The following is a 25,935-nucleotide window of genomic DNA, read 5'->3' as shown; positions in this document are numbered from 1 at the left end:
CCTGCGTGTAGCGCGAGGCTTGCGAGAGCGAGAAGAACGAGGCCGGCAGGATCACCAGCGCGGTGACGAGGATCGCCGCCACGTTGCCATCGCCGATGCGCCCCGGCCCTGCGATCAGCAGGCCGGTGAGCCCCGCCAGCAGCGCTCCGGTGCCAAGCGCCGGCAAGAGCGGCAGCTCGGGCGCGCGGCGCAGGCTGACAAAGGTGGTCGCAAGGCTCAGCGCCACGCCGAGCCCGCAGAGCGCACCAATCATCGCGGCGCGGTTCACCGCCAGATCGCCATGGCCCGAGACCGCGATGCCGATGCCCGCCAGCACCGCCACGATGGCGCCCCAGGTGGCGCGGCTGGTGGGCTCGCCGAGCACCAGCCGCGACAGCAGCGCCGCCCAGACGGGCATGGTCGCGACAGCCAGCAGCACCACCGCCACGGGCGCGGCGGCAATGCCGAGGGGAAAGAGCGTGGCGTTGAAATACTGTGCCACGACCAGCACCAGCCCCGCCGGGCGCAGCAGCCGGTGCAGCGGCGCCTCGCGGCGTGCAAGCAGCAGCCAGGCCAGCCAGAACATCGCGCCCACGCCAAAGCCGCGCCAAGCCAGCATCTGCCAGCCATCGAGCTGCGACAGCCGCATCAGCAGTGCATCCGGGGTCAGCACCAGCGCGCCGAAGGCGGCCAGCGCAATGCCGAAGCGGGACGAACGCGGCATGGAGATCTCCTGTATCCGGGCAAAAAACAGCCCCGCCCGGCATGCGCCGGACGGGGCGGAACTGTGGCTCACACTGGCTCAGGAATAGAGCGGCTGCAATCCCATCTGCATGTGCAGCTGGTTGACCACCAGCTCCGACAGGCCCATCGCCTTGGCCAGCCGGTCGAGATACTCGGCCTCGGCATCGGTATCGACCCGGATCGTCATCAGCGAGGCGGCATAGACCTGAGCCTTCTGCGCCTCTGGCGTGTCCTTGGCGAGCGCCTCGGGGTCGACCTTGGCGGCCAGCTGGGTCTTCACGAAGGCGAGGTCCTCGGCGGAGGCATCCTCGCCCACGGTCTCGAGGATCTTGGCCTGCTCGGCCTTGTCGATGCCGCCGTCGGATTTCGCCGCCTGGATCATCGCGCGCAGCATCAGTCCTGCCGCCTGCTCGGCCTCGGGCGGGGTGCCGGCGGCGCTGACCTGATCGAGCATCGCGCCCACGCCCTTGCCGCTCATCGCGGCGGCGCCACCAGCGGCAGCGAACATCGCCGGCAGCCCCGCTCCGCCTTCGCCCGAAAGCGCCGAGAGCAGGCCGCCCTTGTTGCCGCTGACATCCGAGGGCGAGAGTCCTGCCGCGCCGAACATCGCGCCGAAGCCGCCCTCCTGCAGCTTGGTCATCATCTCCTGCAGCGGGTTGGCGGCGCCGGTCTCCTGGAATTTGGCCATCATCTCCTGCAGCGGCGTGGCGGCGTCGCCGGACCACATCTTGCCCATCTGCGCCTGCAGCTCGGTGCCGGGCTCGCTGCCCTTGACCTGCGCGCCGCCGCCTAGCAGCGCGCCGATGCCGGCGCCGCCCGAGAGCTTGTCGACGCCGCGCGCCGCCGCATAGCCGATGGCGAGCTTCGCCAGCGTACCCATCAAAGACATGATTTCCTCCTCCCGGAATTGTGCCCGTTGGCTTCACCTTGGCAGAAAGCCCCCGCGCGGGGGAAGGAAAAACGCGAACGCCCGAGGGGCGGGCATCTGCTTGACGCCCCGCGCGGATCGGTGTTGAGCCGAGGGCATGACTACGCGCAATTCCATGGATCTCGCCGGCGCGGCGGGGCTGATCGGGTTCTCGACACTGCTGGCGTTCAACCAGGTCGTCGTGAAACTCACCAATACCGGCATTTCGCCGGTTTTTTCAGCCGGGCTGCGTTCGGCCATCGGGGTTCTGGTGCTGGGGTTCTGGATCGCCTGGCGCCGCCCCGGCGCACTGTCCGGCATGGGGCAGGCCAAGGCCGCCGGGCTGCTGCTCGGATTGCTGTTCTCGGCCGAATTCGTGGCGCTCTTCATCGCGCTTGATTACACCACCGTGTCGCGCGGCTCGATCGTGTTCTACTCGATGCCGGTCTGGCTGGCGCTTGCGGCGCATCTCTGGCTGCCGGGAGAGCGGCTGACGCGGGGCCGGATGCTGGGGCTGGTGCTGGCGATGGCCGGGGTCGGCTGGGCGCTCTGGGATCCGCAGAGCCGCAGCGCCGGGGACTGGCGCGGCGATGCGCTGGCGCTGATCGCGGCGCTGCTCTGGGCGGGGATCATCCTCACCGTGCGGCTGGGGCAGGCGGAACGGCTCAGCGCCGAGGCGCAGCTGATGTGGCAGGTCGCGGTCTCGGCGCTGCTGTTGCCGGTGCTGGCGCCGCTCTTCGGCCCGCCGCTGCGGGATCCGGGCCTGCTGCACTGGGGCGGGGTGCTGTTCCAGGGCGTGGTGGTGGTGGGCGTCGGCTTCACCTTCTGGATGGGCCTGATGAAGCGCTACCGCGCCTCCGACGTCGCCGCCTTCAGCTTCCTGTCGCCGGTGCTGGCGGTGGCCATGGGCTGGCTGGTGCTGGGCGAGCCGGTCGGGCCGAACTTCCTTGGCGCGCTGGTGTTGGTGGCGGCGGGGATCGTGCTGATCAACCGCCGCTGAGCCTGTTTCAGGTGCCGCAGAAAGTTGCCGGGACGACCTCATCTTCGGTCGGCGGGCGGCGCAGTTCCTCAGCCTCGGGCTGGTCGTCATAGGGCCGCGCCAGCACCGCGTTCAGGTGATGGAAATAGCGCTCGTCGCCCTCGACCGCGGCGGCGATCATCTGCTCGATCCGGTGGTTGCGCGGGATGAAGGCGGGATTGCTCCGGCGCATCAGCCCCTCGGGATCGGGCTCGTCCTTGATGCGCTCGCGCCAGCGGCGCTCCCAGCCGTCAAACGCCTCGCGATCCGTGACCTGGTCGCGCGCGCCGTCTTCCAGCAGCGCCCGGAACGTGTTGGTGAAATCGGCCTGACCCTTGTGCATCAGCTCGAGCAGCTCGCCGATCAGCGCCGCGTCCTGCGGCTCGGGCGACGCGATGCCGATCTTGGCGGCGAAGCGCTTGAGCCACTCGGCGCGCAACAGATCCGCCATGCCGTGCACGATCTCGGTGAAGGCCTTCACCCCGTCATCGGCGTCCGGCATCAGCGGCACCAGCGCGGTGGCGAGCTGGGCCATGTTCCAGACGATGATGTCAGGCTGGGCGGAATAGGCGTAGCGCCCGTAGCGGTCGATCGACGAGAACACCTGGTTCGGGTCGTAGCGGTCCATGAAGGCGCAGGGGCCGTAATCGATGGTCTCGCCCGAAAGCGTGCAGTTGTCGGTGTTCATCACGCCATGGATGAAACCGAGGCTGAGCCATTGCGCCACCAGCGCCGCCTGCCGCTCGCAGACCGCTGCGAGCAGCGCGTCGGGGCTCGTCACGCCGGGATAGTGGCGATCAACGGTGTAATCGTAGAGCGTCTGCAGCTCGTCATACTGCCCGCGCGAGGAAAACAGCTGGAAGGTGCCAACGCGGATATGGCTCTGCGCCACGCGGGTGAGGACAGCGCCGGGCAGGGGGCGTTCGCGCAGGATGTCTTCGCCGGTGCGGACGGCGGCCAATGCGCGGGTCGTCGGCACGCCGAGTGCGTGCATCGCCTCGCTAACCACGTATTCGCGCAGCACCGGCCCAAGCCAGGCGCGCCCGTCGCCGCGCCGCGAATAGGGCGTGGGGCCGGAGCCCTTGAGCTGGATGTCGCGACGGATGCCTGATTGGTCGACCACCTCGCCCAGCAGATGTGCCCGCCCGTCGCCAAGCTGCGGCGAGAAGCCTCCGAACTGGTGCCCGGCATAGATCTGCGCCAGCGGGTCGGCGCCTTCGGGCAGCACGTTGCCGGCAAAGACCGGGCCGAGCCGCGGGTCGTCGGTGCCCGAGATGCCAAGCTCGCCAGCCAGCGTTTCGTTGAACGCCACAAGCTTCGGCTGCGCCACGGTGGCGGGCTTGAGCTTGGTGTAGAAGGCGCCGGGCAGGCGGGCGTAGCTGTTGTCGAAGGGGATATGCAGGGTCATGGCCCAGAGATAACCGCTCTCGCGCGGAAAGGAAGGGGCGCTTTATGGTCAGCCGCGAGACCGGGGCCGCGCTCCGCGCCCGGCACCGGGCGTGCGACGGCGAACGGATGATGCAGCATCGCGCCGCCGCGCCGCATCCCGTCGCGGTCAGTCGATGGCGAAGCCCGGCGCGGCCAGCTCGAACCCGTCGAAGCGGAACCCCGGCGAGACGGTGCAGCTCACCAGAGTCCACGCCCCGAGGCTCTCGGCCGCCTGCCAGTGATGCGCCGGCACGATGATCTGGGGGCGCTCGGGCCCGCGCAGGTCCGGCCCGAGGCGATGATCCTCGCGCGGGCCCGCATCCTCCTTGGACATCGACAAGATCAGCGGCGCGCCCGCGTGCCAGAGCCAGATCTCGTCGGCATCGACCCGGTGCCAGTGGCTGCGCTCGCCCGCTTGCAGCAGGAAGTAGATGCAGGTACCCGCCGGCCGGTCTCCCGGCGCGGCGTCGGCCATCCATGTCTGGCGATAGTGGCCGCCCTCGGGATGCGGCTCGAGCCCGAGCAGGGCGATGATTTCCTTGGCGGTGGGCGTGTCGGCCATGCGGGCTCCGTGCGCTGCGGTCATCTCTCGTTCACGCCGCTCTGGCGGAGTGTAGGGCGAGGGAACCAGCCTTCTCGGCAAAAGGGAACCCTCTCGCAACCGTTTCCTAGATCGGGAGAACAGCATGAGCGTGAGCAGCCGTATCCGGCAGATGGCCGACGAAATCGTCCTGCGCGAAGGCGGGTACGTCAACGACCCCGACGATCCCGGCGGCGCCACCAAGTTCGGCGTCACCATCCACACGTTGCGACGGCTGGGGATGGATCTCGACCGCGATGGCGATGTCGATGCCGCCGACGTGCGCCTTCTGAGCCGCGAACAGGCGGTGGAGATCTTTCTGCAGCACTATTTCTTCCGCCCGCGGATCGGTGAGCTGCCCGAGCTGCTGCAGGCGTCGGTCTTCGACATGTATGTGAACGCAGGCGCCAACGCTGTGAAGATCCTGCAGCGGCTGCTGTGCGAGATGGGGCAGGGTGTGCGGGTGGATGGCGTGCTCGGGCCGCGGAGCCTTGCTGCCTGCGACCGCGCTGCCGCTGCCGCGCCGGAGCATATGGCCGACGCCTACGGCATCGCGCGTCGCAACTACTATTTTGCGCTGGCCGATGCCCGCCCGGCGAGCCGCAAATACGCCCGCTCGCGCGCCGGCGGCAAGGGCGGCTGGATCCGCCGCGCCGAAGAGTTCATCTCGCCGCGCTACCATCTGACCGAGGCCGAGTTCCGCGCGCGGGTGGCGTCATGGGGGTGATCGACGGGGCGATGGCGCTGCTCTTCGGCTCGGGGCGCAACGTGGTGACCGAGACGGCCGAGGTCTTCCGGGTCAATGCCGAGGCGCAGGACGCACGCGCGGCGGGGCTGCGCGGCGAGGCGTTGGCGCAGTTCGCCGCCGAGTTCGCGCCCCGGCGACGGTCGCGCTTCGACCGGGTGATGGACGGGCTCAACCGCCTGCCACGCCCGGCGCTGGCGCTTGGCACGCTGGGGCTCTTCGTGAGTGCGATGTGGGATCCCGAGTGGTTCGCAGCTCGGATGTCGGGGCTGGCACTGGTGCCCGAGCCGATGTGGTGGCTGCTGACCGCCATCGTTGGGTTCTATTTCGGCGCGCGGCACCAGACCAAGGGGCAGGAGTTCCGCCGCGAGATCGCCGCCGTGGTGGCAGCGGCGCCGGTGGGACGGTCGGAGGACGCCCCGATGGCGCGTGGATCGAATGACAACGCGGCGCTGGCGGCGTGGCGGGAGGCTGCGGGGCGGTGATGCTGGCAGTCGTGCTGACCTCTGCGTGAGCGCCGTTTGAATAGTGCCCGCGCGGGTCGACGAGACCCGGCGGGCTCCGGTCTTTTTGCGAATCTTCTGCATGGCGCCACGTTTCGATAGGTCTTGCGCCCTTCAAAGCTCCTCCAGCGCGTCCCGGAGCCTTCCTACCCGATCCTCACGCCCCGACATGCGATTGCGACAATGTGAACGCCGGTCAAAAGTGATTTTCATTGGCCGGGTCTGTGGGCTTTCGTATACACGTGCCACCATGATTACCGAGCTCGGACACTTCGCCCTCATTCTCGCCGCTCTCGTCGCCTGCGTTCAGGCGGTGGTTCCCATGATCGGCGCCCATAAACGCTGGCCCGGCTGGATGGCCGTCGCCGAACCCGCCGCGACCGCGCAGTTCCTGCTGGTGCTGATCAGCTTCGCGGCGCTGACCCACGCCTTCGTCACCTCCGACTTCTCGCTGCGGCTGGTGGTGCTCAACAGCCACTCGGCCAAGCCGATGCTCTACAAGATCAGCGGCGTCTGGGGGAACCACGAGGGCTCGATGCTGCTCTGGGTGCTGATCCTGGCGCTCTTCGGGGCGCTGGCAGCGTGGTTCGGGGGCAACCTGCCGCCAACCCTGCGGGCACGCGTGCTGGGCGTTCAGGCGATGGTCGGCGTGGCCTTCTTCGCCTTCATCCTGCTGACCTCGAACCCGTTCCTGCGCATGGCGGTGCCGCCCTTCGACGGTCAGGACCTGAACCCGCTGCTGCAGGATCCCGGGCTCGCCTTCCATCCGCCCTTCCTCTACCTCGGCTATGTCGGCCTCTCGATCTGCTTCAGCTTCGCCGTCGCCGCGCTGATCGAGGGCCGGGTCGATGCCGCCTGGGGGCGCTGGGTGCGGCCGTGGACGCTCCTGAGCTGGATGTTCCTGACCATCGGCATCGCGCTCGGCTCGTGGTGGGCCTATTACGAGCTCGGCTGGGGCGGCTTCTGGTTCTGGGATCCGGTCGAGAACGCCTCTTTCATGCCCTGGCTGCTGGCCGCCGCGCTGCTGCACAGCGCCATCGTGGTCGAGAAGCGCGAGGCACTGAAGAGCTGGACCATCCTGCTGGCCATCCTCGCCTTCGGCTTCTCGCTGATGGGCACCTTCATCGTCCGCTCCGGCCTTCTGACCTCGGTGCATGCCTTCGCCACCGATCCCGAGCGCGGCGTCTTCATCCTCGCCATTCTGGTGATCTTCACCGGCGGTGCGCTGACGCTGTTCGCCGCCCGCGCGGGGGTGATGCAGGCCAAGGGCGTGTTCGGCATCGTCAGCCGCGAATCCGCGCTGGTGGCCAACAACATCCTGCTCGCCGTGGCCTGCTTCGTGGTCTTCGTCGGCACGCTCTGGCCGATGGTGGCCGAGATGCTGTTCGGTCGCAAACTCTCGGTGGGCGCGCCGTTCTTCAACATGGCCTTCACCCCCTTCATGGTGCTGCTCGGGCTGCTGCTGCCGATCGGTGCGATGCTGAGCTGGAAGCGTGGCAAGGCGGGTCGCGTCATGCGCCAGCTGGCGCCCGCTCTGGTGCTGGCGATTGCCGTGGCCGGCCTGTTCTGGGCCATCCAGACCGGGCGCAGCCTGCTTGGCCCCGTGGGTCTTTTCCTCGGCACATGGCTGGTGGCGGGATCGGTTACCGACCTTCTGAGCCGCATCGGCAAGAGCCGCGACTACGGCCGTCTTCTGCGCCTGCCGCGCGCCGACTGGGGTAAGGCCGTCGCTCATGCCGGGCTTGGCGTCTGCATGGCCGGCATCGCCGGGCTGATGGCTTGGCAACAGGAGGACATCCGCGTCGCGCAGATCAATGAGCCCTTCACGCTCGGCGCCTACGAGTTCGAGCTTCTGGGTGTCGAGCGGGTGCGTGGCCCGAACTACTTCTCCACCATGGGCGAGGTTGCGGTGCGCGAGGACGGTCAGGAGATCGCCCATCTTTACCCGGAAAAGCGCGACTACCCGGTTGCCAAGATGCCCACCACCGAGGCCGCCATCGACTACCGCTTCCTGCGTGACGTCTACGTGGTGATCGGCGATGCGCAGCAGAACGGCGGCTGGACGATGCGGGTCTATATCAAGCCGCTGGCCAACTGGATCTGGGGCGGCTGCATCCTGATGGCCCTGGGCGGCCTTCTGAGCCTCTCCGACCGCCGCTTCCGCGTCGCCGCGGGCGCCCGCAAGACCGTGCCGGCCAAGGGAGTGCCCGCCGAATGATGCGCTCGCTGCTCACCCTGGCCTTCGTCCTCGTCGCCAGCGTCGCGCAGGCGGTGCAGCCCGACGAGATCCTCTCCGACCCGACGCTCGAGGCGCGGGCGCGAGAGATCTCCCAGGGGCTGCGCTGCCTCGTCTGCCAGAACGAGAACATCGACGATTCCAACGCCTCTCTCGCCCGCGACCTGCGCCTGCTGGTGCGCGAGCGCATCATGGAGGGCGAGAGCAACGAGGAAGTTGTCGCCTACATCGTCGACCGCTACGGCGAGTTCGTGCTGCTGAAGCCCACCACCGGCGGCTGGAACTGGCTGCTTTGGGCCGCGGGGCCGCTGCTCTTCCTCTTCGCCATGGCCACCGGGGCGTTCTACATTCGCGGCCGCTCGCGCGCGACGGCAAGCACAGAGGCCGGGCTCAGCGATGCCGAAAAGGCGCGGCTCGAACAGATCCTCAAGGACTGAGACCGCGCGCGCCATAGACCTGCGGACCCGGGCCTGCTATGTCACGGGCAGGGTCCGCAGTTCACCCAGGCGCCGCCACTTGCTAAACCTGCCTTCCTCGTCGCTGATCCACGTTCCCGGCGATACCCGACGGACAAGGGCGGACCTCCACCCCTCGAAAAAGGGGCGCGGTATCGGATCCGGAGGACCTGATGACCCGTGACGTGATTTCCCTGCAGATCGACGATCTGTCGCAATTCGCCCGCGCCTTGCGCGCGAGCCTGCCCAACCCGCCCTCGCATCTCGAAATGCTGGGGCAGATCGCCCGCGCGGCGGGCTATCGCAACTACCAGCACCTGCGCAGCCAGAGCACGCCCGCGCCGAAGCCCGACACGAAGCGCGTCGAAAAGGCGCTGCGCTATTTCGACGGGCAGGGGCGGCTCATGCGCTTCCCCGGGCGGACGCAGATGCAATGGCTCTGCCTCTGGGCGCTCTGGGCCCGGCTGCCCGCGCGCGAAGAGATGTCGGAGCGCGCGATCAGCGCCCGTATCGACACGCTCACCGCCTTCCGCGACGCCGCTCAGCTGCGCCGCAGCATGGTCGAGGCGGGGCTGCTGGCCCGCACCATCGACGGCGCGGTCTATCTCCGGCGCGAGCAGCAACCGACCGCCGAGGCCCGGGCGCTGATTTCCGCGCTGGCGGCGCGCATGTGACGCCGCGTTTGCCTTTGCCAACCGCAGGGCTTGCCTGTTTGATGGCGGCCGACGCGGAGAGGCGCGAGAGGCAGGAGGCACCCCATGCAGTACGACACCATCACCTACAAGCTCGCCGAGGACGTGGCGGTCATCACCCTGTCGCGGCCCGACGTGATGAACGCGCTCAACACCCAGATGCGGGCCGAGATCACCCACGCGGTGCAGCAGGCCGGCCGCGATGCGCGGGTGGTGGTGCTCACAGGCACCGGAAAGGCGTTCTGCTCGGGGCAGGATCTCGGCGACCGCGAGACCGCCGCCAACATGGATCTCGAGCGCGTGCTGCGCGACGAGTACGAGCCGATGCTCAACGCCATCGTCGATTGCCCGGTGCCGACCATCGCGGCGGTGAACGGCGCGGCGGCGGGCGCCGGCGCCAACCTCGCGCTGGTGCATGACGTGGTGATCGCCACCGAGAGCGCCTTCTTCATGCAGGCCTTCACCCGCATCGGCCTGATCCCCGATGCCGGCGGCACCTGGGCGCTGCCGCGCCAGATGGGGCTCGCCAAGGCGATGGGCGCGGCGCTCTTCGCCGACCGCATCTCGGCCCGCCAGGCCGACGCCATGGGGATGATCTGGGAGGCGGTGGCCGATGCCGAGTTCGAGGCGGTCTGGCAGGCCCGCGCGGCCTATCTGGCGAAGGGCCCGACCGAGGCCTATGCCCGCATCAAAACCGCGCTGCGCGGCGCCTTCGAGAACGATCTCGCCGGCCAGCTCGGCATCGAATCCCGCCTGCAGGGCGAATGCGGCAAGACCCGCGATTTCAAGGAAGGCATCGTCGCCTTCCTCGAAAAGCGCCCGCCGCATTTCGAAGGCCGCTGACCCCAGCCACAGCCCCACAGGGCGCGCCGCTCCCCATGCCGGCGCCCCTGTCTTCTTCTGGCCAAAAATATCCCCGCCGGAGGCATCCAGCGCGCCCCACACAGCGCAACGCTGGGACAAAAACCCCCGAACAGCCCAAGCGCCTCCGCCCCCTCAGCCAGCACAATAGGCCCCACTCCGGCGCCCCTGCTTCTCTTCGTCCAAAATACTCCCGCCGGAGGCATCCGGCCCATGCCACGCCGCAAAGCGGCGGGCAAACCGCCCACGCAACCACGAAAAAAGCCGCCCCGAGGGGCGGCTTTCCTGTCTCACGCAAGACCGACGCGTCAGCGGGTCTCGATATCGGTGTAGTCGCGCGCGGTGCTGCCGAGGTAGAGCTGGCGCGGGCGGCCGATCTTGTGCTGCGGATCGGCGAGCTGTTCTTTCCACTGCGACACCCAGCCCACGGTCCGCGACAGGGCGAAGATCGGGGTGAACATCGAGGTCGGGAAGCCCATCGCCTCGAGGATGATGCCCGAGTAGAAGTCGACGTTCGGGAACAGCTTCTTCTCGGCGAAGTAGGGATCCTCCAGCGCCTGCTTCTCAAGCTCCTTGGCGGTGGCGAGGATCGGGTTGTTCTCGATGCCGAGCAGGTCGAGCACCTCGTCGGCGGACTGCTTCATCACCGTCGCGCGCGGGTCGAAGTTCTTGTAGACGCGGTGGCCAAAGCCCATCAGGCGGAACGGATCGTTCTTGTCCTTGGCGCGGGCGATGAACTCGGGGATGCGGTCGGGGGTGCCGATTTCCTTCAGCATCTCGAGGCAGGCCTGGTTGGCGCCGCCGTGGGCCGGGCCCCAGAGGCAGGCGATGCCGGCCGCGATGCAGGCGAAGGGATTGGCGCCCGAGGACGAGGCCAGGCGCACGGTCGAGGTCGAGGCGTTCTGCTCGTGGTCGGCGTGCAGGGTGAAGATCCGGTCCATCGCGCGGCTCAGGATCGGGTTCACGTGGTAGGGCTCGGCCGGCACGCTGAAGCACATGTGCAGGAAGTTGGCCGCGTAGCTCAGGTCGTTGCGCGGGTACACGAAGGGCTGGCCGATCGAGTACTTGTAGGCCCAGGCCGCGATGGTCGGCATCTTGGCGATCAGGCGGTGCGAGGCGATCTCGCGCTGCTTGGGGTCCTTGATGTCGGTGCTGTCGTGGTAGAAGGCCGACATGGCGCCGACGACGCCGACCATGGTCGCCATCGGGTGCGCGTCACGACGGAAGCCCCGGAAGAAATACTGCATCTGCTCGTGCAGCATGGTGTGGCGGGTGATGGTGTTCTCGAACTTCTCGAGCTCGGCGGCGGAGGGCAGTTCGCCGTAGAGCAGCAGGTAGCAAACCTCGAGATAATGCGACTTCTCGGCCAGCTGGTCGATCGGGTAGCCGCGGTGCAGCAGCTCGCCCTTGTCGCCGTCGATGAAGGTGATGGTGCTGTCACAACTCGCGGTCGAGGTGAAGCCCGGGTCGTAGGTGAACACGCCGGCCTGCGCGTAGAGCTTGCGGATGTCGAGAACGTCCGGGCCCGCGGTGGGCGAGTACATCGGCAGATCGTAGGTCTGGTCGTCGATCGTCAGCGTCGCATTTTTCGTCGGAGTTTCAGCCATGCTTCGTCGTTCCTTTCGAAAGGGCCCCGGCGCCTGGCGCGCCCGGGGCGATATAGTCTCACATGGCCTTGGCGAGCCGTTTCTCGAAACGCTCCCTTCAGGCCGTTACCCCGTCTCAGAGGTGGCTGCGTGTTCGATGCGACGGAGGCTCTCCTCCTTGCCGAGCACCAGCATCATGTCAAAAACGCTCGGGGTCACGGCGCGTCCTGCCAGAGCGGCACGCAGGGGGGCGGCGAGCTTGCCGAACTTCGTCCCCTGTGCCTCTGCGAAAGCGCCCATCTCCCCTTCGAGTTCTTCCCGCGACCAGCTAGCATTTTGCAGCTGCGGCGTCAACGCAGCCAGTATACCACGGGATACTGCATCGAGCGCCTTGGTGGCTTTCTCGTCCGGCACAAGCGGGGTGTCCGCCAGAATGAAATGTGCTTTTTCAAGCAGTTCCGGGAATGTTTTCGCACGATCCTTGAGGCAGTACATGCCGCGCAGCAATCCGTCGCGCTGCGCTTCCGTGAGGGCAAGCTTTCCCGCCGCGTCAAGATAGGCCTCGATTTCTTGCAGCAGTGCAGCATCGTCGCCGATGGCGATGTGCTGGCCGCAGAGATTCTCCAGCTTCTTGAAGTCGAACCGGGCCGCGGACTTGCCGATTCCCGACAGGTCGAACCACTCGATGGCCTGCGCATCGGTGAAGAACTCGTCGTCGCCATGGCTCCAGCCGAGCCTTGCCAGGTAGTTGCGCATGCCCGCCGCCGGGTAGCCGATCTTCTGGTATTCGTCGACACCGAGCGCGCCGTGCCGCTTCGAGAGCTTCTTGCCATCGGGGCCGTGAATCAGCGGGATGTGGGCATAGACCGGCAGCGGCCAGCCCATCGCCGTGTAGATGCCCATCTGCCGCGCCGCGTTGTTCAGGTGATCGTCTCCCCGGATCACATGGGTCACGCCCATGTCGTGGTCGTCGACGACGACCGCCAGCATGTAGACCGGGGTGCCATCCGAGCGTAACAGGATCATGTCATCGAGCTGGTCGTTGCGGATCACCACGCGGCCCTGCACCTCGTCCTCGATCACCGTCTCGCCCTCGGTCGGGGTCTTGAGGCGGACGACGTAGGGCGCATCGGGATGGCTGGCCGGGTCGGCATCGCGCCACGGGCTCTGGAACAGGGTCGAGCGGCCCGCCTCCTTCGCCTCTTCGCGGAAGGCGGTGATCTCGTCCTGGGTCGAGAAGCACTTGTAGGCCGCGCCCTTGGCGAGCAGTTCGTTGGCGATCTCGGCATGACGGTCGGCGCGCTCGAACTGGCTCACCACCTCGCCGTCGTGATCGAGACCGAGCCAGTCGAGCCCCTTGAGGATCGCCTCGGTGGCCTCCGGGGTCGAGCGCGCGCGGTCGGTATCCTCGATGCGCAGCAGGAACTTGCCGCCGCGACCGCGGGCATAGAGCCAGTTGAACAGCGCCGTGCGTGCGCCGCCAATGTGCAGGTAGCCGGTGGGCGACGGCGCGAAACGGGTGACGACGGTCATGGGATTTAACCTCTCGGTAACCAAGGGGAGCATAAGGTTTGCCGGTTCCTTAACCAGCGGACGGGTCAGGGGCAAGTATGGGGCGGATCGGGGAACGGCTGACGCAGGCGCTGACCGCGCAGCGCGGCCATTTGTTTCCCTGGTGCCCGGTGGCCCTGGGCGCCGGCATCGGCCTCTATTTCGCCTGGCCGTCCGAGCCGCCGGTCTGGGTATTGGCGTTTGCTGGCTGCGCGGGCTGCGGTCTGCTGGCGCTGTCGCGGCGCCGCGCGGTGTGGCTCGCATCGCTTGCCGTCGCGGTTGCGCTGATGGCGCTGGGGGTGGCGCTGGCGGGCGCGCGCGCGCATCTGGTGGCCGGGCCGCAGATCGGCTTTCGCTACTACGGCCCGATCGAGGGGCGGGTCGTGGGGATCGATCGCTCGGCCTCCGATGCGCTGCGCCTGACGCTCGACCGGGTCGTGCTCGAACGGGTCTCGCCCGTGAAGACGCCCTTGCGGGTGCGCGTCGCGTTGCATGGGCAGGACGACATCCCGGCGCCGCAGCCCGGCGACATCGCGCTGCTGACCGGGCACCTCTCCGCGCCCGCAGGCGCAGCCGAACCCGGGGGGGTCGACTTCCGCCGCCACGCCTGGTTCCTGAGACTGGGCGCGGTGGGCTACACCCGCACGCCGGTTCTGCGGCTGGCTCCGGCGGATGGCGGCCAGCGCGTCCTGCGGCTGCGTCACGCCATTTCCGCGCGCGTGCGAACGGCCCTTCCGGGCGAGACCGGCGCTTTCGGCGCCGCAGTCATGACCGGAGACCGCTCGGGCATCGGCACGGAAACGCTTCAGGCCCTGCGGCACAGCAATCTCGCGCATCTGCTGGCGATCTCGGGTCTGCATATGGGTCTGCTGGCGAGCACCGTCTTTGCCGCGACCCGACTCGCGCTGCTGCTGCCCCCGCGCAGCCGATACCATTGGCCCGGCAAGAAGATCGCGGCGCTCGTCGCGCTTTTGGCCGCGGGGGGCTACCTTGCGCTCTCGGGCGGCAACGTGGCGACCCAGCGCGCCTTCGTGATGGTGGCGGTCATGCTGATGGCGGTGCTCTTCGACCGCCGGGCGCTGTCGCTGCGCGCCGTAGCGCTGGCGGCGCTGATCGTGCTTGCGCTGCGCCCCGAGGCCCTGACGGGTCCGGGCTTCCAGATGAGCTTTGCCGCGACCTTGGCGCTGGTGGCGGTGTTCGGAGCGATCCGCGACATGGCGCTGGAACGCGGCCTGCCACGGCTCGCGCGCCCGGCGCTGGCGCTGGTGGTCTCGTCGGTGACCGCCTCGCTCGCCACCGCGCCGGTCTCGATGGCGCATTTTAACATCGTCTCGCATTACGGGCTGATCGCCAACCTGGTGGCAGTGCCGGCAATGGGGCTGATCGTGGTGCCGATGTCGGTGGCGGTGGCGCTGTTGATGCCGCTGGGGCTCGAGGCGCTGCCACTCGCGATCATGGCGCTCGGACTCGACTGGATCCTCTGGGTCGCGGCGACGGCCTCCGGCTGGCAGGGTGCGCTTGGCCACGTGCCGGCGCCCGGACACTGGGTGCTGCCGCTGATGGCGCTCGGCGGCCTGACGCTCTGCCTCTGGCAGGGGCGCGGGCGTTGGTCCGGGCTGACACCATTGGCGCTCGCGGCACTCCTCTGGGCGGGCACCGAGCGCCCGGATCTGCTCATCTCCGACAACGGCGCGCTGGTGGGCGCGATGACCGATCGGGGGCGGGCCCTCTCACGGGAGCGGGGCGCTGGCTTCGTGGCCGAGGTCTGGCTCGAGAATGACGGGCAAGCCGGGGGACAAGAAGCGGCGGCGGCGCTCTGGCCGGGCTCCGACACCCCGCGCGTCGCCCGCATCACCACCGCCAACCTCGTCATCACCCACCTTCAGGGCAAGCGCGCCGCGGCGGGCTTCGCTGGATGCGGCGCGGCTGACCTGGTGGTGTCGAGCACCGATCTGCCCGACTGGCCGGGCTGCGAGATCTACGATCCGGAAAGGCTCACCGGAACCGGGGCCGTCGCCATCTGGCAGACCGAAGGTGGTCAGCGCATCGAGACCGCAGCAGGACAGCGGCTGTGGCACCGGAAAGGAGCGACGGCGCGTCCGGCTCAGTAGGTCCGGATCAGTCCGACCAGCCGGCCCTGCACCTTGACCGCGCCCACCGGCAGCACGCGCGGCTCGTAAGCGGCGTTCTCGGCCTCGAGCACGATGGTGTCGCCCTGGCGGCGGAAGCGCTTCAGCGTCGCCTCGTAGCCCTCGATCTGGGCGACGACGATGTCGCCGTTGCTGGCCGAAGACGTCTCGCGGATGATCACCACGTCGCCGTCATGGATGCCGGCCTCGATCATGGAATCGCCTTTGACCTCAAGCGCGTAGTGCCGCGCGTTGCTCGACAGCATGGCGCCCGGCACGGCGATATTGGGCGGATTGTCGGCGATCGACTGGATCGGCTCACCGGCGGCGATGCGGCCGAGCAGCGGCAGCTCGAGCGCCTGGGCCTCGCCAACCGGTTGCGCCCTGGCGGGCCGGCTGTCGGGGCGGTCGCCGTCGATCACCTGCGGGGTGAAGCCGGCGGGTTTGCCGCCAAGGCTCTCGGGCAGTTTGACGATCTCGATCGCTCGGGCGCGGTGCGCGAGGCGGCGGATGAAACCGCGCTCTTCCAGCGCGGTGATCAGGCGGTGGATGCCGGATTTCGATCGCAGGTCGAGCGCATCCTTCATCTCGTCGAAACTGGGTGGAACGCCATCGCGTTGCAGCCGTTTGTTGATGAAATCCAGAAGGTCGAGCTGTTTCTTGGTCAGCATGCCGCGGTCTCCGCCGTTTGTCTGCCCTTTGTTCTACGCATGTTCCCGTTTTGTGTCAACATGCTGGGGCAAACACTGTCAGAGACGCACGATCTCCACCGTTTGGCCAGCGGCGCGTGGGCCATCCTTTGGCGGGCGCACCACCAGCACGTCCGAGGCGCCAAGCACGCTCAGCAGCGAGCTGTCCTGCCGCTCGAACACCGTGACCCGGCCATCAGGCTCTGTTCGGCCCCGCATGTAGTGCTCACGCGGGCCGTTAGAGCCGATCTCCGCCGCAAGCGTGGCCGTCTCACGCGGCGTGGGCGCGGCGGGCAGGCCCTGCATGGCGCGGATCACAGGTTTCACGAAGATTTCACCGCAAACCATTGCCGAGACCGGATTTCCCGGAAGACCGATCATCATCGCCGTGCCAAGACGACCCGACATCAGCGGTTTTCCTGGACGCATGGCGACCTTGTGGAAGGCACGCTCGAGCCCGAGGCTGGCGGCCACCTTCGCCACGAGGTCGTGATCGCCCACCGAGGCACCGCCGATGGTGATCACCAGATCGGCGTCATCGACCAGCCCGAGCACCGTGGCGAGCGAGCCCTCGGTGTCGCGGGCGATGGGCAGGATGCGGGGCTCTGCGCCGGCCTGCGTCAGCATGGCGTGGAGGCCGAAGGTGTTCGAGACGATGATCTGGTCGGGGCCGGGCGTCTCGCCGGGCATCACCAGCTCGTCGCCGGTGGAGATCAGCGCCACGCGCGGGCGCCGGGCGACGCGCACGGTGGGGATGTTCATGGCGGCCAGAAGGGCAATGTCCTGCGGGCCAAGGAGGCGCGGCGCGGGCACCGTCTCGCCAATGCGGAAATCGCCGCCGAGCGGGCGGATATTGGTGCCTGTGCCGAGCCTGTCGGTGATGGTGATCGTGTCTTCGTCGCGGTCCACATCCTCCTGAATCACCACAGTGGTGACGCCCTCGGGGACCGGCGCGCCGGTGAAGATCCGCACCGCCTCGCCGTCGCTCACCGACCCATCAAAGGATGATCCGGCAGCAGATTCTCCGATGACTTTCAGCCTCTTGCCGGGCGTCGCTTCAGTAACGCCGTAACCGTCCATGGCCGAGGCGTGAAACGGCGGCTGGTCGCGGCGGGCCGTCACAGGCTCTACCATGACGCGGCCCACGGCGCGGTGAAGCGAGACCTCCTCGGCGGGAAGCGGCGCGGCGAGCGAGAAGAGACGGTCCAGCGCTTCTGAAACGGATATCATTTTGCCTCGTAACGGCCTGATTTGCCGCCATCTTTCAGGATGACGCGGACGCCGCCGATCTCCATCGCCTTGTCCACCGCCTTGGCCATGTCATAGACCGTGAGCGCCGCGGTAGAGACCGCCGTCAGGGCCTCCATCTCGACCCCGGTCTGGCCGGTGGTCTTGACGGTGGCCTCGATGCGCAGGCCCGGGAGCGCCGCATCGGGGGTGATCTCGACGGCAACCTTGGTCACCGGCAGCGGGTGGCAGAGCGGGATCAGCTCGGGGGTCTTCTTGGCCCCCATGATGCCCGCCAGCCGCGCCACGCCGATCACGTCGCCCTTTTTGGCGCGGCCCTCGGTGATGATCTCGAAGGTCTCGGGGGCCATCTTGACCCAGCCCTCGGCGGTGGCGACGCGCGCGGTCACCGCCTTGTCGGAGACATCGACCATGTGGGCGTCGCCCTTGGCGTCGAAATGGGTGAGGCCACTCATGCCGGCACCGGATCGCTGAGCAGCGTGCGGGTCGCGGCCTCGACGTTTTCCTGCCGCATCAGGCTCTCGCCGATGAGGAAGCTGCGGGCGCCGTAGCCGGCCATGTCGGCGAGGTCGGCCGGAGTGTAGAGACCGCTTTCACAGACCAGCAGGCGATCCTCGGGAACCTGCTTCGACAGCTCGCGTGTTGTATCAAGGGTCAGCTCGAAGGTCTTGAGATTGCGGTTGTTAATCCCGATCAGGGGTGATTTCAGCTTGAGCGCGCGCTCGAGCTCTTCGGCATTGTGCACCTCGATCAGCGCATCCATGCCCCAGCCGAAGGCGGCGTCTTCCAGCTCGGCGGCGAGCGTGTCGGAGACGCTGGCCATGATGATCAGGATGCAGTCCGCCCCAAGCGCGCGGGCCTCGGCAACCTGGTAGGGATCGTACATGAAATCCTTGCGCAGAGCCGGCAGAGACGTCGCCGCGCGGGCCTCGGTCAGGAAGGATTTGGCGCCTTGAAAGGACGGTGTGTCGGTCAACACCGACAGGCAGGTCGCGCCGCCGCGCTCATAGGCAGCGGCCAGGGTCTCGGGGTGAAAATCCTCCCGGATCAGTCCCTTGGAGGGTGACGCTTTCTTGACCTCTGCAATCAGACCATAGCCGGTTTCCGATGCCTTGCGCAGAGCCCCGGCAAAGGGGCGCACAGGGTCGGCAGCGCGGGCCTCGGCCTCGATCTTTGCAAGCGGCTTGACGGCCTTGTCGGCGGCCACTTCCTCGAGCTTATAGGCCTTGATCTTGTCGAGAATGGTGATGGTCATGCAGGCGCCTCCGGCGTCGTCCAGTTGATCGGCGTGTCTCCGCGAGCAATAAGCCAGTCGTTGACACGGGAAAAGGGGCGCGACCCGAAAAAGCCCCGCCGCGCCGAGAGCGGCGAGGGATGGGCCGAGCGCAGGATCAGGTGATCGGGGCCCGTGATGTGCTTGGCAAAGCCCTGCGCGTGGTTGCCCCAGAGGATGAAGGCGCGTGGCGTGTTCGACAGTGTCTCCAGCACCTGCGCCGTCAGCCGCGACCAGCCAAGCTTGGCATGGGCCCCGGCGGAGCCCGCGGGCACGGTCAGCGCGGTGTTGAGCAGCAGCACGCCCTGGGCCGCCCAGAAGCGCAGATCGGCGTTGGGCGGGCAGGCGCCGAACTCGGCCTCGAGCTCCTTGTAGATATTGCCCAGAGAGCGCGGCAGCGGGCGCACCTCCGGTTCCGCCGAGAAGGCGAGCCCGTGGGCGTGGCCCGGGGTCGGGTAGGGATCCTGGCCCAGGATCACCACGCGCACCTCCTCGGGCGCGCAGGCGTCGAGCGCCGCGAAGACCTGCGGCGCGGGCGGCAGGATCTGCCGGGTCTCGGTGGCGAGCGCCGCCGCGATGCGCGGCAGGTCGTCGTTGAAGAAGGGCAGCCCGGCCCAGGCCTCGGGCGGTCTCATGCGGCCTTTTGCGTGGCCTCTGCCAGCGCCGCGATCTTGGCCTTGGCGGCGCCGCTGTCGATGCTCTCGCGCCCCATCACCACGCCCTCGCGCAGATCGGAGGCCTTGCCGGCCACCACCAGCGCGGCGGCGGAGTTCAGCAGCACTGCGTCGCGATAGGCGGTCTTGGCGCCATCGAGAAGCGCGCGGAAGGCCTCGGCATTCTCGGCGGGCGTGCCGCCGACGATCTCCTCGAACGGATGCTCGGGCAGGCCGGCATCCTCGGGATGCAGCTCGACCTCGCGCACCGCGCCGTCTTCTTCCAGCGCCGCGACCCAGCTCTTGCCCGAGATCGCCAGCTCGTCGGTGCCGTCCGAGCCGTGCACCAGCCAGGCGCGCTCGGAGCCGAGCTTGCCCAGTGTCTCGGCCATCGGGCGCAGCAAATCGCGCGAGAAGGCGCCGGTGAGCTGGCGCTTGACGCCGGCGGGGTTGGTCAGGGGCCCGAGGATGTTGAAGATGGTGCGCGTGCCGAGCTCCATGCGCACCGGCATCACGTGCTTCATCGCCGGGTGGTGCATCGGCGCCATCATGAAGCAGATGCCGACGCTCTCGAGGATCGGCGCGATGGCGGGGGCGGGCAGCATCACCTGGATGCCCATCTCGCCCAGCGCATCGGCGGAGCCCGATTTCGACGACAGGTTGCGGTTGCCGTGCTTGGCCACGGTGACACCGGCGCCGGCCACCACGAAGGCGGTGGCGGTCGAGATGTTGAGCGTGCCCTTGCCGTCGCCGCCGGTGCCGACGATGTCGATGGCGCCTGCGGGCGCGGCCACCGGGTTGCACTTGGCGCGCATCACCCCGGCGGCGGCGGCGTATTCGTCCACCGTCTCGCCCCGGGTGCGCAGCGCCATCAGGAAGCCGCCCATCTGGGCCGGCGTGGCCTCGCCCTCGAACAAGACCTCAAAGGCGGCCTCCGCCTCCTCCTGCGTCAACGGGCGGGTGGCGGCGGTGCCGATCAACGGCTTGAGGCGGTCGCTCATGCGGGGACCTTCATCGTGTCGAGGAAATTCTTGAGCAGCTGGTGCCCGTGTTCGGAGGCGATGCTCTCGGGGTGGAACTGCACGCCATGGATCGGCAGATCGCGGTGGCGCAGCCCCATGATGGTGCCATCCTCGAGCCAGGCGTTGACCACCAGTTCCTCCGGCAGCGTCTCGCGATCGACCACGAGGCTGTGGTAGCGCGTGGCCTCAAAGGGCGAGGGCAGGCCGGAGAACACGCCGGTATCGTCGTGATGCATGGTGCCCATCTTGCCGTGCACGATCTCGGAATGCTGTTTCACCGTGCCGCCAAAGGCCTGGCCGATGGTCTGGTGCCCGAGGCAGACGCCGAAAAGCGGCGTGCGGGTTTCCGCGGCGGCCTTGGTCAGCGCAAGGCAGATGCCGGCCTGGTCCGGGTCGCAGGGGCCGGGGCTCAGCAGGATGCCGGCGGGCTTCAGGGCCATCGCCTCCTGCACGTTGAGCGCGTCGTTGCGCCAGACCTGCGTCTCGACACCAAGCTCGCCCACGTAATGCACGAGGTTGTAGGTAAAGCTGTCATAGTTGTCGATGAGCAGAAGCATGAGGCATTCTCGGTCTGGAGACAGGTCTAGGTCGGGGCTATACATGCGCCCCAAGATGGTGCAGCGTCAAGGGCATGCGCCACGAGAACGGCCCGGGGACGGGGCCGGGGGCGCAGACGGGCGAAGAGGGCAGAGGCGATGGCACGAGGGTTTGTCGCGGGGGCGATCATCGGCACGGTGGTGTCGGGCGTGGCATTGGGCACCGCATCGGTGCTGATGGGCCCGCCGCAGCGGGAGCACGCCGGGCTGCCGCCCGAGGCCGAAACGCCTGCGCCGGAGATCGCGACGCCGGAAGCTGTCGAGGCGGAGGCTGTCGAGGCGGCACCCGAGGAGACCTTGCCGGAGCCGGTTGTCGAGACAGCCCCCGACGACGCGCCCGCAGATCCCGAGACCGCCGAGGCTCCGCCGGAGGTGCCGGCCGCGCCGGAGGTGCCGTCGTCAGAGCCCGGCCCGGAAATAACTGAGACGGCCGAGCCCGAGCCAGAGATCGCCGCCGAGCCGGAGCCAGAGGTCGAAACCGCACCCGAAGCCGCGCCCGAGGAGACCCAGGTCGAGACCGAAACCGCCTCGAGCGATGCAGAGGCAGACCCGGCCCCCGAGCCGGAGCCCGCGCTTCAGGACAATGCCCCGCAGACCAGCCCCGAGGATGGCGTCGAGACCGTCACGCCCGCGCCCGGTCTCGCCCCGGACGAGCCCGCCGGCGCCGAGAGCGTAGAGCGCCCGGCCCAGCCCGGCGAGGTGACCTCCGCCGCACCCGAGCCCGCGCCCGAGATCAGCGTCGCCACCGACACCCCGCCTCAGGCCGAAACGGCGCTGGACATGCCGTCGGCCCCCGCGACGCCCGACACCGCCCCGCCGCCGGTGGAGACGGCCAGCGCCGACAGTCCCGAACGGCGCGACAGCGCCTTGCCCGGCGCGCCGCAGGATGAGGTCGCCCCTGAGGTCTCAACCGAAACCCCGGTGCCGCCGCTGCCGGCGCCGCTGGTCCCGGGCGAGACAGACCTGCCGCGGGTCAGCGCCCTGCCGGGCGCGACGTCGGACACCGCAGAGCCGGGCCGCCCGGCAATCGGCACCCCGGCAGGCTCGCTCGCGGGGCGCGCTGCGAGCGACAGCGCCAGCCGTCTGCCCTCCATCGGCGACGCGGCCCCGGCAGAGCCGGCGCCGGAGCCCGTAGCGGCGCCGTCCGACCTGCCGCCGCTGGAACGCTATGCCGTGCCCGCCGAGGCCGCCGACGACGCCCCGCGCATGGCCATCGTGCTGATCGACGACGGCGCGGGCCCGCTCGGCCCCGATACGGTGAGCGAGTTTCCCTTCCCGGTGAGTTTCGCCATTCCCGCCTCGCATCCCGATGCCGCCGCCACCGCGCAGGCCTATCGCGACGCGGGCTTCGAGGTGATGGCCGTCGCGGGCGTGCCCGAGGGCGCACAGGCCACGGATGTGGAGGTCACCCTCGAGGGCAGCCTCGGCGCCGTGCCCGGCGCGGTTGCGGTGATGGAAGCACCGGGCGAGGGGCTGCAGGGGTCCCGCGCGATCTCGGAACAGGCGGCGCAATATCTCGGCGCGTCCGGCCACGGGCTGCTGATGCAGCCCAAGGGGCTCAACACCGGCGAGGCGCTGGCCCGGCGCGAGGCCGTCCCGACCGTCACGGTGTTCCGCGATTTTGACAGCGAGGGCCAGGATCCGCGGGTCATGCGCCGCTTCCTCGACCAGGCCGCCTTCAAGGCGCGTCAGGAGGGCGCCGTGGTGATGCTCGGCCGTCTGCGCGCCGACACCGTCTCCGCGCTGCTGCTCTGGGGCCTGCAGGACCGCGCCAGCAGCGTCGCGCTGGTGCCGATCTCTCTCGTCCTGCGCGAAAGCACCACCGAAGACTGAGCGCCCTGTCTTCTCTACGTCACAAATACTCCGGGGAGTCCCGGCTCCGCCGGGACGGGGGCAGCGCCCCCGACATCCCCTCCAGTCAGCCCGCGCCTCCAGGGGGCACCGCAGCGATCACCTGGCCACGGCCCATCGCGCCATGGCGGTTTCGAGATCGCCATAGCCGGTCAGCCGCCGTTCGAACTCCAGCCCCAACCGCTCCGCATGGGCCCGGGCCAGCGCCGTCAGGGCCGGATCGTCGGTCTGCGCCTGATAGACCAACTTGTCGTAATGGCCGAAATACATCTCGCGCAGCTCGGGGTGGCGGTCGAGACCGAGCGGGATCCAGACGAAAGCGTCGAACTGGCGCACGAGAAAGTCGGTGAGGTAGAAGCTTCTGATCTCGTCCAGCGCCTCGAACCGTCTCAGCCCTTCGTAAAAGGCATAGCAATGCGGACCGGGGATCATTTCGACGCCAAGCTCGGCGCAGGCGGTCTGAAGCCGCCAGCCGGTGCCGCAATCGGCATAGGCGACGAAGATCCGTTCGTGACTGGCTTGGTGCCGCGCAACGGCGCTGCGCACCGCATCGGTGATCTTCTCGGGGTGATTGTGAAGGATCGCAGGCAGGCAGGTGAGATCGATATGGTCCCAGCCATGACGCGCGCGCAAGTCGAGGATCTCGCGCGCCAGCGCGCCGCAGGCGATGATCAGGATGCGCCCTTGGCCGGAGGGCGCAAGCCCGGTGGCGGTCAGCGTCGCGTCGTCGGGAGGCGGGGTGTCAGGCGTGTCCGTCATCGGGCGCGACCGGCGCCATGGCCCAGCGGGCGACGAGCGCCAGCGCCAGCAGCAACGGGATCACCGTGCTCGCGCCCCAGGAGAGGAACGCCCAGACCGTCAGGCCGGCCGATGCCAGAACTGCGACAAGAAGCGTGACGAGATATGTCACAGGCATGATCGTCTCCCTTTCCTGCCCTGAAAGATAGGCGTTTGAGGGCTCGATTCATAGGGAAATTCTCCATTCGCGCCGGGTTTTCCTCCGATGCGACCGTCTCGCGGGCAGGGGCGCGGCGCCGGGCGCATGGCGCCGCCCGTCCGGACGACGCCCGTTCAGGGCGGCAGGACGGACCCGCTCAGCCCGCGACGCGCTGGTTGTGGCGGCGTGCGATCAGATCCTTGGCGGTCTCGACCGCCACCGCCGCGTCGCGACAATAGGCGTCTGCGCCGATGGCCTTGCCGAACTCCTCGTTCAGCGGCGCACCGCCCACCAGCACGAGGTAGTCGTCGCGGATGCCCTCGGCGACCATCGTGTCGATCACCACCTTCATGTAGGGCATCGTGGTGGTCAGCAGTGCCGACATGCCGATGATGTCGGGCTTTTCCGCCGCCGCCGCCTCGAGATAGGCCTCGACCGGATTGTTGATGCCGAGATCGACGACCTCGAACCCGGCGCCCTCCATCATCATCGCCACAAGGTTCTTACCGATGTCGTGAATGTCGCCCTTGACGGTGCCGATCACCATCTTGCCGATGGTCGGCGCGCCGGTCTCAGCCAGCAGCGGCTTGAGGATCGCCATGCCGCCCTTCATGGCGTTGGCGGCCAGCAGCACCTCGGGCACGAAGAGGATGCCGTCGCGGAAATCCTCGCCGACGATCTTCATGCCGCCGACCAGCGCCTCGGTCAGGATGCGGTAAGGCGCCCAGCCGCGGTCGAGCAGGATGCGGACCGCTTCCTCGATCTCGTCCTTCATGCCGTCGTAGAGATCGTCGAACATCTGTTCGACCAGCTCTTCGTCGTTGAGATCGGCGAGGATGATGTCGTCGTCTTCATCGGCCATGGGCAGGGTCCGTGCTTGGGGCGTGGCGCGCCACGCGGGCGGTATGGGTGATGCGAGCCTGCGGTGCATGGCCGCAGGACGCTTTGACATTTGCGACACGCGCGGTTGCGGCTGCGACCTCGGAGCGCCAGGCCTTGCGAATGTTCGCTTAATGTTCCAAGGTTGGGGAATGAGCGAGAGCCCGCGCCTGATCGACAAGGACCGCCGCCCGGGACGCGGTGCCGCCAGCCGTGAGACCGGCCGGTTCGAGCGGCTGCGCTACGAGGATGCCGATGACGGCTGGGAGATCGAGGAGGATCTGCCGGTGCTGCGCACCGAGGTGAGCGAGGAGCGGCCTCGCAGTCTGATCAACTATGTCTCGTCGCCCGACATCCCCTTCGACCGGACCATCAACCCCTATCGCGGGTGCGAGCATGGCTGCATCTATTGCTTCGCGCGCCCCAGCCATGCCTATCTCGGCCTTTCGCCGGGGCTGGATTTCGAGACCAGACTCATTGCGCGGCCCGATGCGCCGGAGGTGCTGGCGCGGGAGCTCAGGTCGAAGCGCTATCGCGTGGCCACCATCGCCATCGGCACCAACACCGATCCCTATCAGCCGATCGAGCGCGACCGCGGCATCATGCGCGCCTGTCTCGAGGTGTTGCGCGACCATCGCCACCCGGTGGCGATCGTCACCAAGGGCACGCTGATCGAGCGCGACATCGACATCCTGTCGGAGATGGCAGGGCTCGGGCTGGCGCGGGTGGGGGTTTCGGTGACCACGCTGGACGCCGATCTGTCGCGGCGGATGGAGCCGCGGGTGCCAGCGCCGAAGCGGCGACTTGCGACGATCCGGCGACTCTCGGAGGCGGGGATCGAGACCCGGATCATGGTCTCGCCGGTGGTGCCGGCGCTGACCGACCCGGAGCTGGAAGCGATCCTCGCGGCAGGCGCCGAGGCGAGCGCGGCGGCGGCGAGCTGGATCATGCTGCGCCTGCCGCTGGAGGTGGCGCCGCTCTGGCGGGCCTGGCTCAAGGAGCATTATCCCGGCCGGGCGGGACGGGTGATGGCGCGGCTGCGCGAGATGCACGGCGGTGAGGACTATTCCGCGCAGTGGCACAAGCGGATGCGGGGCGAGGGGCATTACGCGCGGCTGATCGCGCAGCGCTTCGACAAGGCGACGCGGCGGCTTGGGCTGGACCGGTCGCTCGAGCCGCTGCGGAGCGATTTGTTTCAGGTGCCAGCGCGGGCGGGGGACCAGTTGAGCCTGTTCTGACGCAGGCGGGGGGCCGCCCCCCTTGCGGGCGGGCTCCCCGGGGGCGGGGGGGGGGTGCGGGGTGGTGAGGGGGGGGGGCGGGGGGGGTCGAGCGGGGGCGAGTACGAGCACGCGCACGAGCACGAGGACGAGGAC

The 25,935-nt window shown here is 68.7% G+C and carries 26 protein-coding genes; 10 read left to right on the top strand and 16 right to left on the bottom strand.

Annotation, left to right across the window (positions count from 1 at the left end; translation table 11 throughout):
* Together AC6RA4_RS01970 and AC6RA4_RS01965 are read right to left on the bottom strand one after the other, a co-directional pair.
* Nucleotides 1–703, bottom strand: a 703-nt coding sequence (locus AC6RA4_RS01970) for an EamA family transporter (RefSeq protein ID WP_500156875.1), incomplete at its 3' end; no start/stop codon positions are given.
* A gap of 78 nt (nt 704–781) precedes the next feature.
* On the bottom strand, nt 782–1,612 hold the full coding sequence (locus AC6RA4_RS01965) for a DUF533 domain-containing protein (RefSeq protein WP_500156873.1): 831 nt from the start codon (nt 1,610–1,612) through the stop codon (nt 782–784).
* 136 nt (nt 1,613–1,748) lie between these two features.
* Between AC6RA4_RS01965 and AC6RA4_RS01960 the strand changes: the two genes are divergently transcribed.
* Nucleotides 1,749–2,630, top strand: coding sequence for a DMT family transporter (locus AC6RA4_RS01960; protein ID WP_500156871.1), 882 nt, complete (start codon nt 1,749–1,751; stop codon nt 2,628–2,630).
* 7 nt (nt 2,631–2,637) lie between these two features.
* Here AC6RA4_RS01960 and AC6RA4_RS01955 read toward each other — a convergent pair whose 3' ends face one another.
* Together AC6RA4_RS01955 and AC6RA4_RS01950 are read right to left on the bottom strand one after the other, a co-directional pair.
* Entirely contained in the window at nt 2,638–4,056 is a 1,419-nt protein-coding gene (locus tag AC6RA4_RS01955; RefSeq protein WP_500156869.1) for a protein adenylyltransferase SelO, read from the bottom strand.
* A 147-nt stretch (nt 4,057–4,203) separates the two neighbouring features.
* Nucleotides 4,204–4,638, bottom strand: coding sequence for a cupin domain-containing protein (locus tag AC6RA4_RS01950; protein ID WP_500156867.1), 435 nt, complete (start codon nt 4,636–4,638; stop codon nt 4,204–4,206).
* A gap of 124 nt (nt 4,639–4,762) precedes the next feature.
* Here AC6RA4_RS01950 and AC6RA4_RS01945 point away from each other — a divergent pair, with 124 nt between their 5' ends.
* The 6 genes from AC6RA4_RS01945 to AC6RA4_RS01920 all read left to right on the top strand — a co-directional run bounded on the left by AC6RA4_RS01945 (nt 4,763) and on the right by AC6RA4_RS01920 (nt 10,130).
* Complete coding sequence (locus AC6RA4_RS01945; protein WP_500156865.1) at nt 4,763–5,383, top strand: holin-associated N-acetylmuramidase; 621 nt, start codon at nt 4,763–4,765, stop codon at nt 5,381–5,383.
* Nucleotides 5,374–5,886 carry a holin family protein gene (locus tag AC6RA4_RS01940; RefSeq protein ID WP_500156863.1) on the top strand — a complete coding sequence of 171 codons (513 nt, stop codon included), beginning with the start codon at nt 5,374–5,376 and terminating at the stop codon, nt 5,884–5,886. Before AC6RA4_RS01945 ends, AC6RA4_RS01940 begins: the two co-directional genes overlap by 10 nt.
* A gap of 268 nt (nt 5,887–6,154) precedes the next feature.
* A complete protein-coding gene (locus AC6RA4_RS01935; RefSeq protein WP_500156861.1) occupies nt 6,155–8,122 on the top strand; it encodes a heme lyase CcmF/NrfE family subunit in 1,968 nt (655 codons plus the stop codon).
* Nucleotides 8,119–8,577, top strand: a complete 459-nt coding sequence (locus AC6RA4_RS01930; RefSeq protein ID WP_500156859.1) for a cytochrome c-type biogenesis protein — start codon at nt 8,119–8,121, stop codon at nt 8,575–8,577. Before AC6RA4_RS01935 ends, AC6RA4_RS01930 begins: the two co-directional genes overlap by 4 nt.
* 191 nt (nt 8,578–8,768) lie before the next feature.
* Nucleotides 8,769–9,269, top strand: a complete 501-nt coding sequence (locus tag AC6RA4_RS01925) for a DUF2087 domain-containing protein (protein ID WP_500156858.1) — start codon at nt 8,769–8,771, stop codon at nt 9,267–9,269.
* 84 nt (nt 9,270–9,353) lie between these two features.
* A complete protein-coding gene (locus tag AC6RA4_RS01920) occupies nt 9,354–10,130 on the top strand; it encodes an enoyl-CoA hydratase-related protein (RefSeq protein WP_500156856.1) in 777 nt (258 codons plus the stop codon).
* Nucleotides 10,131–10,456: 326 nt separating this feature from the next.
* Here AC6RA4_RS01920 and gltA read toward each other — a convergent pair whose 3' ends face one another.
* Nucleotides 10,457–11,755: a citrate synthase gene (gene gltA / locus AC6RA4_RS01915; RefSeq protein ID WP_500156854.1), complete on the bottom strand. Its 1,299-nt coding sequence runs from the start codon at nt 11,753–11,755 to the stop codon at nt 10,457–10,459.
* A 105-nt stretch (nt 11,756–11,860) separates the two neighbouring features.
* Entirely contained in the window at nt 11,861–13,267 is a 1,407-nt protein-coding gene (gene gltX / locus AC6RA4_RS01910; RefSeq protein WP_500156852.1) for a glutamate--tRNA ligase, read from the bottom strand.
* A 77-nt stretch (nt 13,268–13,344) separates the two neighbouring features.
* Here gltX and AC6RA4_RS01905 point away from each other — a divergent pair, with 77 nt between their 5' ends.
* The gene (locus tag AC6RA4_RS01905) at nt 13,345–15,396 is read left to right on the top strand and encodes a ComEC/Rec2 family competence protein (protein ID WP_500156850.1); all 2,052 of its coding nucleotides are present in this window, start codon (nt 13,345–13,347) and stop codon (nt 15,394–15,396) included.
* On the opposite strand, the gene lexA is transcribed toward AC6RA4_RS01905, so the two are convergent.
* From lexA to AC6RA4_RS01870, 7 genes are all read right to left on the bottom strand, one after another.
* Nucleotides 15,390–16,085 (bottom strand): transcriptional repressor LexA, encoded by a 696-nt coding sequence (lexA, locus tag AC6RA4_RS01900; protein WP_500156848.1) that lies wholly within the window; start codon nt 16,083–16,085, stop codon nt 15,390–15,392. The two genes, AC6RA4_RS01905 and lexA, sit on opposite strands and share 7 nt — an antisense overlap.
* Nucleotides 16,086–16,163: 78 nt before the next feature.
* Nucleotides 16,164–17,333, bottom strand: a complete 1,170-nt coding sequence (locus AC6RA4_RS01895) for a molybdopterin molybdotransferase MoeA (RefSeq protein ID WP_500156846.1) — start codon at nt 17,331–17,333, stop codon at nt 16,164–16,166.
* Nucleotides 17,330–17,806, bottom strand: coding sequence for a cyclic pyranopterin monophosphate synthase MoaC (gene moaC, locus AC6RA4_RS01890; RefSeq protein WP_500156844.1), 477 nt, complete (start codon nt 17,804–17,806; stop codon nt 17,330–17,332). The genes AC6RA4_RS01895 and moaC overlap by 4 nt, the downstream gene beginning before the upstream one ends.
* Nucleotides 17,803–18,606 carry an indole-3-glycerol phosphate synthase TrpC gene (gene trpC / locus AC6RA4_RS01885; protein WP_500156842.1) on the bottom strand — a complete coding sequence of 268 codons (804 nt, stop codon included), beginning with the start codon at nt 18,604–18,606 and terminating at the stop codon, nt 17,803–17,805. Before trpC ends, moaC begins: the two co-directional genes overlap by 4 nt.
* Nucleotides 18,603–19,259 (bottom strand): uracil-DNA glycosylase, encoded by a 657-nt coding sequence (locus AC6RA4_RS01880; RefSeq protein WP_500156840.1) that lies wholly within the window; start codon nt 19,257–19,259, stop codon nt 18,603–18,605. The genes trpC and AC6RA4_RS01880 overlap by 4 nt, the downstream gene beginning before the upstream one ends.
* A complete protein-coding gene (gene trpD, locus AC6RA4_RS01875) occupies nt 19,256–20,278 on the bottom strand; it encodes an anthranilate phosphoribosyltransferase (RefSeq protein ID WP_500156838.1) in 1,023 nt (340 codons plus the stop codon). Before trpD ends, AC6RA4_RS01880 begins: the two co-directional genes overlap by 4 nt.
* On the bottom strand, nt 20,275–20,856 hold the full coding sequence (locus tag AC6RA4_RS01870) for an anthranilate synthase component II (RefSeq protein ID WP_500156836.1): 582 nt from the start codon (nt 20,854–20,856) through the stop codon (nt 20,275–20,277). The genes trpD and AC6RA4_RS01870 overlap by 4 nt, the downstream gene beginning before the upstream one ends.
* Nucleotides 20,857–20,994: 138 nt before the next feature.
* On the opposite strand from AC6RA4_RS01870, the gene AC6RA4_RS01865 reads away from it, so the two are divergent.
* Complete coding sequence (locus AC6RA4_RS01865; protein WP_500156834.1) at nt 20,995–22,728, top strand: divergent polysaccharide deacetylase family protein; 1,734 nt, start codon at nt 20,995–20,997, stop codon at nt 22,726–22,728.
* A 117-nt stretch (nt 22,729–22,845) separates the two neighbouring features.
* Here AC6RA4_RS01865 and AC6RA4_RS01860 read toward each other — a convergent pair whose 3' ends face one another.
* The 3 genes from AC6RA4_RS01860 to AC6RA4_RS01850 form a co-directional block, all read right to left on the bottom strand.
* On the bottom strand, nt 22,846–23,505 hold the full coding sequence (locus AC6RA4_RS01860; protein ID WP_500156832.1) for a DUF1638 domain-containing protein: 660 nt from the start codon (nt 23,503–23,505) through the stop codon (nt 22,846–22,848).
* Nucleotides 23,489–23,662 (bottom strand): hypothetical protein, encoded by a 174-nt coding sequence (locus AC6RA4_RS01855; RefSeq protein ID WP_500156830.1) that lies wholly within the window; start codon nt 23,660–23,662, stop codon nt 23,489–23,491. The genes AC6RA4_RS01860 and AC6RA4_RS01855 overlap by 17 nt, the downstream gene beginning before the upstream one ends.
* Before the next feature lie 178 nt (nt 23,663–23,840).
* Entirely contained in the window at nt 23,841–24,545 is a 705-nt protein-coding gene (locus AC6RA4_RS01850; RefSeq protein WP_500156828.1) for a corrinoid protein, read from the bottom strand.
* A gap of 169 nt (nt 24,546–24,714) precedes the next feature.
* Between AC6RA4_RS01850 and AC6RA4_RS01845 the strand changes: the two genes are divergently transcribed.
* Nucleotides 24,715–25,800 (top strand): PA0069 family radical SAM protein, encoded by a 1,086-nt coding sequence (locus AC6RA4_RS01845; RefSeq protein WP_500156826.1) that lies wholly within the window; start codon nt 24,715–24,717, stop codon nt 25,798–25,800.
* Nucleotides 25,801–25,935: the final 135 nt, after the last annotated feature.

Source organism: Salipiger sp., from assembly GCF_059781815.1.
The sequence above is the reverse complement of the archived record's forward strand: the minus strand, read 5'-3'. Positions and strand labels throughout refer to the sequence as shown.

Bases quoted from the DNA above. Each gene is read 5' to 3' on its own strand.
- AC6RA4_RS01965 (WP_500156873.1), bottom strand. From the start codon at position 1,612: ATGTCTTTGATGGGTACGCTGGCGAAGCTCGCCATCGGCTATGCGGCG.
- AC6RA4_RS01960 (WP_500156871.1), top strand. From the start codon at position 1,749: ATGACTACGCGCAATTCCATGGATCTCGCCGGCGCGGCGGGGCTGATC.
- AC6RA4_RS01955 (WP_500156869.1), bottom strand. From the start codon at position 4,056: ATGACCCTGCATATCCCCTTCGACAACAGCTACGCCCGCCTGCCCGGC.
- AC6RA4_RS01950 (WP_500156867.1), bottom strand. From the start codon at position 4,638: ATGGCCGACACGCCCACCGCCAAGGAAATCATCGCCCTGCTCGGGCTC.
- AC6RA4_RS01945 (WP_500156865.1), top strand. From the start codon at position 4,763: ATGAGCGTGAGCAGCCGTATCCGGCAGATGGCCGACGAAATCGTCCTG.
- AC6RA4_RS01940 (WP_500156863.1), top strand. From the start codon at position 5,374: ATGGGGGTGATCGACGGGGCGATGGCGCTGCTCTTCGGCTCGGGGCGC.
- AC6RA4_RS01935 (WP_500156861.1), top strand. From the start codon at position 6,155: ATGATTACCGAGCTCGGACACTTCGCCCTCATTCTCGCCGCTCTCGTC.
- AC6RA4_RS01930 (WP_500156859.1), top strand. From the start codon at position 8,119: ATGATGCGCTCGCTGCTCACCCTGGCCTTCGTCCTCGTCGCCAGCGTC.
- AC6RA4_RS01925 (WP_500156858.1), top strand. From the start codon at position 8,769: ATGACCCGTGACGTGATTTCCCTGCAGATCGACGATCTGTCGCAATTC.
- AC6RA4_RS01920 (WP_500156856.1), top strand. From the start codon at position 9,354: ATGCAGTACGACACCATCACCTACAAGCTCGCCGAGGACGTGGCGGTC.
- gltA (WP_500156854.1), bottom strand. From the start codon at position 11,755: ATGGCTGAAACTCCGACGAAAAATGCGACGCTGACGATCGACGACCAG.
- gltX (WP_500156852.1), bottom strand. From the start codon at position 13,267: ATGACCGTCGTCACCCGTTTCGCGCCGTCGCCCACCGGCTACCTGCAC.
- AC6RA4_RS01905 (WP_500156850.1), top strand. From the start codon at position 13,345: ATGGGGCGGATCGGGGAACGGCTGACGCAGGCGCTGACCGCGCAGCGC.
- lexA (WP_500156848.1), bottom strand. From the start codon at position 16,085: ATGCTGACCAAGAAACAGCTCGACCTTCTGGATTTCATCAACAAACGG.
- AC6RA4_RS01895 (WP_500156846.1), bottom strand. From the start codon at position 17,333: ATGATATCCGTTTCAGAAGCGCTGGACCGTCTCTTCTCGCTCGCCGCG.
- moaC (WP_500156844.1), bottom strand. From the start codon at position 17,806: ATGAGTGGCCTCACCCATTTCGACGCCAAGGGCGACGCCCACATGGTC.
- trpC (WP_500156842.1), bottom strand. From the start codon at position 18,606: ATGACCATCACCATTCTCGACAAGATCAAGGCCTATAAGCTCGAGGAA.
- AC6RA4_RS01880 (WP_500156840.1), bottom strand. From the start codon at position 19,259: ATGAGACCGCCCGAGGCCTGGGCCGGGCTGCCCTTCTTCAACGACGAC.
- trpD (WP_500156838.1), bottom strand. From the start codon at position 20,278: ATGAGCGACCGCCTCAAGCCGTTGATCGGCACCGCCGCCACCCGCCCG.
- AC6RA4_RS01870 (WP_500156836.1), bottom strand. From the start codon at position 20,856: ATGCTTCTGCTCATCGACAACTATGACAGCTTTACCTACAACCTCGTG.
- AC6RA4_RS01865 (WP_500156834.1), top strand. From the start codon at position 20,995: ATGGCACGAGGGTTTGTCGCGGGGGCGATCATCGGCACGGTGGTGTCG.
- AC6RA4_RS01860 (WP_500156832.1), bottom strand. From the start codon at position 23,505: ATGACGGACACGCCTGACACCCCGCCTCCCGACGACGCGACGCTGACC.
- AC6RA4_RS01855 (WP_500156830.1), bottom strand. From the start codon at position 23,662: ATGCCTGTGACATATCTCGTCACGCTTCTTGTCGCAGTTCTGGCATCG.
- AC6RA4_RS01850 (WP_500156828.1), bottom strand. From the start codon at position 24,545: ATGGCCGATGAAGACGACGACATCATCCTCGCCGATCTCAACGACGAA.
- AC6RA4_RS01845 (WP_500156826.1), top strand. From the start codon at position 24,715: ATGAGCGAGAGCCCGCGCCTGATCGACAAGGACCGCCGCCCGGGACGC.